Origin of the sequence: Actinotalea ferrariae CF5-4 (assembly GCF_000603945.1) — a bacterium.
Taxonomy (GTDB): domain Bacteria; phylum Actinomycetota; class Actinomycetes; order Actinomycetales; family Cellulomonadaceae; genus Actinotalea; species Actinotalea ferrariae.
Map to the genome: position 1 here is coordinate 1 of NZ_AXCW01000279.1, position 4,935 is coordinate 4,935.

The window sequence follows — 4,935 nt, forward strand, 5'->3', positions numbered from 1 at the left end:
GAGGCGGCCCCCGCCGCCGACGCGACCTCCACCCCCGCGACCCCCACCACCGACGGCCGGGCCACCGGTCCGGGCGCGGCGTCGTCGTCGGCGCGCGTCCTGGCCAAGCCCCCGGTGCGGCGCCTCGCCAAGGACCTCGGCGTCGACCTCTCGACCGTCCCGGCGTCCGGACCCGGCGGGATCGTGACGCGCGAGGACGTCCTGTCCCGCGCCGAGGCGAACAAGGGCCGGGAGCTCACGGACTACCCGACCGACGAGCCGTGGCTCGCGTCGGGCACGGTCTCGCCGGACGGGCGCAGCACGCGTGTCCCGGTCCGCTCGGTGCGCAAGCGCACCGCCGAGGCGATGGTCTCCAGCGCGTTCACCGCACCGCACGTGTCCGTCTTCCACACGGTCGACGTCACGCGCACCATGCGGCTCGTCGCGCAGCTGCGCGAGGACCGCGAGTTCGCCGACGTCCGCGTGACCCCGCTCCTCATCGCGGCCAAGGCGCTGCTCATCGCGGTGCGCCGGCACCCGGAGGTCAACGCGAGCTGGGTCGACGAGACCCAGGAGATCGTCTACAAGCACTACGTCAACCTCGGCATCGCCGCGCAGACGCCGCGGGGCCTCGTCGTCCCGAACGTCAAGGACGCGCACCGCCTGAGCCTGCACGACCTCGCCGTCGCGCTCGCCGAGCTCACCGCCACCGCGCGCGCCGGGCGGACGACGCCCACCGACATGTCCGACGGCACCATCACGATCACCAACGTCGGCGTGTTCGGCATCGACACCGGGACCCCGATCCTCAACCCCGGCGAGTCCGCGATCCTCGCCTTCGGCGCGATCCGCGAGCAGCCGTGGGTGCACAAGGGCAAGATCCGCAAGCGGCACGTGACCCAGCTCGCGCTGTCCTTCGACCACCGCCTCGTCGACGGCGGTCTCGGGTCGCGCCTGCTCGCCGACGTCGCCGCCGTGCTGGAGGACCCCGCGAAGGGGCTCGTCTGGGGCTGAGGCTCCTCCCGTTCCCTTGTCCGCACCCCCGCACGGGAGTAGACCGGAGGTGGCGCCGACCGACGCCCCGGCACCCGGTGCCGGTCCGCGGCAGCAGGAGGGTGAGGACATGACCGGCCGCGTCGTCCACTTCGAGCTCCCGATCGACGAGTCGCAGCGCGCACGGGCGTTCTACACGCAGGTCTTCGGCTGGGAGCTCACGCCCTGGCCGGACGCCCCGGAGTACGTCATGGCGGCCACCGGGCCGACGTCCGGCGAGGGCTTCATCAACGGCGGCCTCGTCCCGCGGGGCGAGACCGTCGGCGGCGCTCCCGTGGTGGTCATCGACGTCGAGGACATCGACGCGACGCTCGCCCGGGTCGAGGCCCAGGGCGGCCGTCCGCTGCGCGAGAAGCAGGCCGTCGGCGACATGGGCTTCGCCGCGTACTTCGAGGACAGCGAGGGCAACGTCGTCGGCCTGTGGCAGACGGCCTCCGACGCCTGACGCGCCCGGCAGCCGTCCGTCTGAGACGAGGCAGGCAGCAGGCCCTCCGCCCGGGGTGCCGATGCCGTCGGGGCGTGCTCGACTCGGGGTGGACCCCCTCCCGATCCTCTGGAGCCCACCATGCGCCGTCTCGCCACGCTCGCCGCCGCCTCGCTGCTCGCCACCGTCGCACTGACGGGCTGCGCGACCGACGACGAGCAGCCCGGGACGGCGACCGACCGCGACCTCGAGCTCGAGGAGCTCTCCCCCACGACGTCGCCCGAACCCTTCGACGCCGGGACCGGGGAGGCCCCGACGGGGTGCTCGGACCTGTCGCCCGCGCCGGACGGCCGCTACCCCGTGGGCGAGGCCGGCGTCGTCACGGTGACGCTCGACGACGACGGCGAGGCGGTCGTGCTCGAGGACGTCGAGACCGCCGACGGCTGGGAGCACGAGGTCGCCCAGGAGGACGACGTCCAGGTCGACGTGCGGTTCACGCCCGACGACGGCGCGTCGGCCTCGGTCGCGCTCGTGGCGACGCTGGGCAACGACGCCGCGGGCACGGACCAGCAGCCCGAGATCCTCGTCCAGCTCTGCGAGGCCGTGGCCTGACCGTGGGCCCTGAGAGGCCTCCCCGGGACGTGCCGGACGGCGGCCCCCGCCGCCGTACGCTGGGACGGTGCCCCCTGCCGCTCCCGTCCTGACCGCACGGGTCGGGCTGGTCGTCGGTGCCGTGCTCGCGGTCGCGGTCGCCCTGCTCGCCGCCGTGGTCGCGGGCATCACCGCCCCGAGCGGCCTGGCGGACCCGGGTGCCGTGACGCGCTGGGGGACACCGGTCGTCACCGCCCTCGGCGAGCTCGCCGGCGCCGTCGTCGTCGGGGCGCTGCTGCTCCTCGCCGCGGTCCTGCCGCGCGGCACGGGGCGGGCGGCGTCCGACGGGCGCGCCTGGCCGGCCACCACCCTCGTGGCGGCCGTCGCGGCCGGCGTGTGGACGATCGCCGCGATCGGCGACCTGGTGCTCGGCTACGCGACGGTGAGCGGCACGCCGCCGTCCGCCGCGGGCTTCGGCTCGGAGCTGGGGCTCTTCGTCACCCAGGTCCCGCTCGGCCGGACGCTCGTGGCGCTCGTCGTCGTCGCGGCGCTGGTGTGCGTCTTCGCCCTCCTGGTCGCCACGCCGCGCGGCGCGCTCGCCACCGGGCTGCTCGCCCTCGCGGCGCTCGCCCTGCAGTCGCAGACCGGCCACGCCGCCGGCGACGCGAACCACGACCTCGCCGTGACCTCGATGTTCCTGCACCTCGTCGGCGCCGCCGTGTGGATCGGGGGGCTCGCCGCCCTGGCGCTCGTCGCGCACCGGCTGGGCGACGACCTCGGTCCCGCGGCGGCCCGCTTCTCCCCGATCGCCGGGTGGGCGTACCTGGCCCTGGCGGTCTCCGGCACGGTCAACGCGGCGCTGCGGGTCGACGGTCCCGGCGACCTCCTCGGCACTGACTACGGGCGCCTCCTGGTCGCCAAGGTCCTCCTCTTCGCGCTGCTCGGGCTGGCCGGCCTCGGGCACCGGCGCGCCGTGATCCCCCGCCTCGCGCCGACGGCGTCCGGCCGCGTCCCCCCGCTCTTCTGGCGCCTCGTCGCGGTGGAGCTCGCGGTCATGGGGGCGGTGTCCGGCCTCGCCGCGGTCCTGGGCGACACCCCGCCCCCGGTGCCGCAGGCGCCCACCGGAGAGCTGACGCCCGCGGAGATCGTCACCGGGCACCCGCTGCCCCCGCGTCCGACGACCGAGCTGTGGCTGACGACCTTCCGCTGGGACCTGCTGGTCGCCTTCGGGTGCGCCGCAGCCCTGGTGGTGTACCTGCGCTGGGTGCTGCGGCTGCGCGCCCGCGGCGACCGCTGGCCGGTCGCGCGGACCCTGAGCGCCGTCGTCGGCCTGCTGCTGCTCGCCTGGGTGACGTCCGGCGGCCCGGCCGTCTACGGCCACGTGCTGTTCAGCGCCCACATGATCCAGCACATGATCATGGTGATGGTCGTCCCGATCTTCCTGGCGCTCGCCGCCCCGGTGACGCTCGCCTCGCGCGCGCTGCCCGTGCGCAAGGACGGGTCCCGCGGCCCGCGGGAGTGGCTGCTGGGCACGGTGCACTCGCGCTGGGCGTCGTTCTTCGCGAACCCGCTGGTCGCGGCCGTGAACTTCGCCGGGTCGATGGTCGTCTTCTACTACACCCCGGCGTTCGAGTACGCCCTGACGACCACGCTCGGTCACCTGCTCATGGTCGTGCACTTCACGCTCGCCGGGTACCTCTTCGTCAACGCGCTCGTCGGCATCGACCCCGGGCCGTCCCGGCCCGGCTACCCCATCCGGCTCGTCCTGCTGTTCGGCACGATGGTCTTCCACGCCTTCTTCGGCGTCGCCCTCGTCACGCAGGAGACGCTCCTGGTCCCCGAGTGGTTCGGTCTGCTGGGTCGCCCGTGGGGACCGTCCGCGCTGGAGGACCAGCGCGACGGCGGTGCCATCGCCTGGGGGATCAGCGAGGTCCCGATGCTCGCCCTGGCGATCGCCATCGCGATCCAGTGGACCCGTGACGACGAGCGGACGGCGCGCCGCGAGGACCGCGCGGCCGACCGCGACGGCGGCAAGGAGCTCGCCGAGTACAACGCGATGCTCGCCCGGATGGCCGACCGCGACGGCGCCCGCTGACGTCCCCCTTCACCCGCTCTCGACGGGCGGGATCGCGCGACCAGCGACATCATCGTGCGTATCGGACGGCCGCGTCCGGACAAGGAGGCACGAACATGGGCATCGGATCGGGGATCTTCCTCATCGTCGTCGGCGCGATCCTGGCGTTCGCGATCGCTCCCGACACGTGGGACGTGGTGAACCTCAACATCGTCGGCTACATCATGATCGCCGGTGGCATCCTGGCCCTCATCCTGGGCCTGGTGCACAACCAGCAGCGCACGCACACGGCGCACCGCGTCGAGCGGTACGACGAGCGCACCCCGCCGCCGGCCTACTGAGCGGCACACCCCACTCCCCGCCCGGCGGCGCACCCGCCGCCGGGCGCGCGAGCCAGGGTCGGGCTCAGGTGTCGAGCAGGCCCCGGATGATGCTGTCGCCGGAGTGCGACGGGTCGCCGTTGTACGGCTCGTCGGACACGTCCACCACGGGGAACTCGGCCAGGTCGAGGCCGGCCGGGACGACGAACCGTCCCTCGCCCCCCTCGAGGACGCCGAGGCTCACCAGGCGGCTGACCTCGCGGTCGATGAGCCACACCTCGCGGTAGCCCTCCAGGCCGTCCCCGCCCTCGAGCGTGACGACCAGCTCCCGCGTCCCGTCCGCCGTCTCCTCGACGACGGCCTCGCCACCGGCCTCCCAGCCGGGCAGCGGGTCGAGCTGGCCCTGCGCGACGACGACGCCCTCGGGCTCGCCGGCGCCGCCTGCACCGCCGGCCACGAGCACGCCGCCCGTGCCACCGACGAGGAGACCGGCG

Annotated in this window: 6 protein-coding genes; 5 read left to right on the forward strand and 1 reads right to left on the reverse strand. The window is 74.8% G+C overall.

The annotated features are described in order from the left end of the window. The 5 genes from N866_RS16245 to N866_RS16265 form a co-directional block, all read left to right on the forward strand. Positions 1–993 (forward strand): dihydrolipoamide acetyltransferase family protein (locus N866_RS16245; RefSeq protein WP_052023163.1); only part of this gene is annotated, 993 nt, incomplete at its 5' end. 109 nt (positions 994–1,102) lie between these two features. Then, positions 1,103–1,477: a VOC family protein gene (locus tag N866_RS16250; RefSeq protein ID WP_034228311.1), complete on the forward strand. Its 375-nt coding sequence runs from the start codon at positions 1,103–1,105 to the stop codon at positions 1,475–1,477. 120 nt (positions 1,478–1,597) lie between these two features. Next, a complete protein-coding gene (locus N866_RS16255; protein ID WP_034228307.1) occupies positions 1,598–2,068 on the forward strand; it encodes a hypothetical protein in 471 nt (156 codons plus the stop codon). 67 nt (positions 2,069–2,135) lie between these two features. Then, positions 2,136–4,142, forward strand: a complete 2,007-nt coding sequence (locus N866_RS16260) for a bifunctional copper resistance protein CopD/cytochrome c oxidase assembly protein (protein WP_052023164.1) — start codon at positions 2,136–2,138, stop codon at positions 4,140–4,142. Between the two features lie 95 nt (positions 4,143–4,237). After that, positions 4,238–4,462 (forward strand): DUF6458 family protein, encoded by a 225-nt coding sequence (locus tag N866_RS16265; protein ID WP_034228308.1) that lies wholly within the window; start codon positions 4,238–4,240, stop codon positions 4,460–4,462. Positions 4,463–4,526: 64 nt separating this feature from the next. Here N866_RS16265 and N866_RS16270 read toward each other — a convergent pair. Continuing rightward, a partial coding sequence (locus tag N866_RS16270) for an anti-sigma factor domain-containing protein (protein ID WP_162177327.1) occupies positions 4,527–4,935 on the reverse strand: 409 nt, incomplete at its 5' end.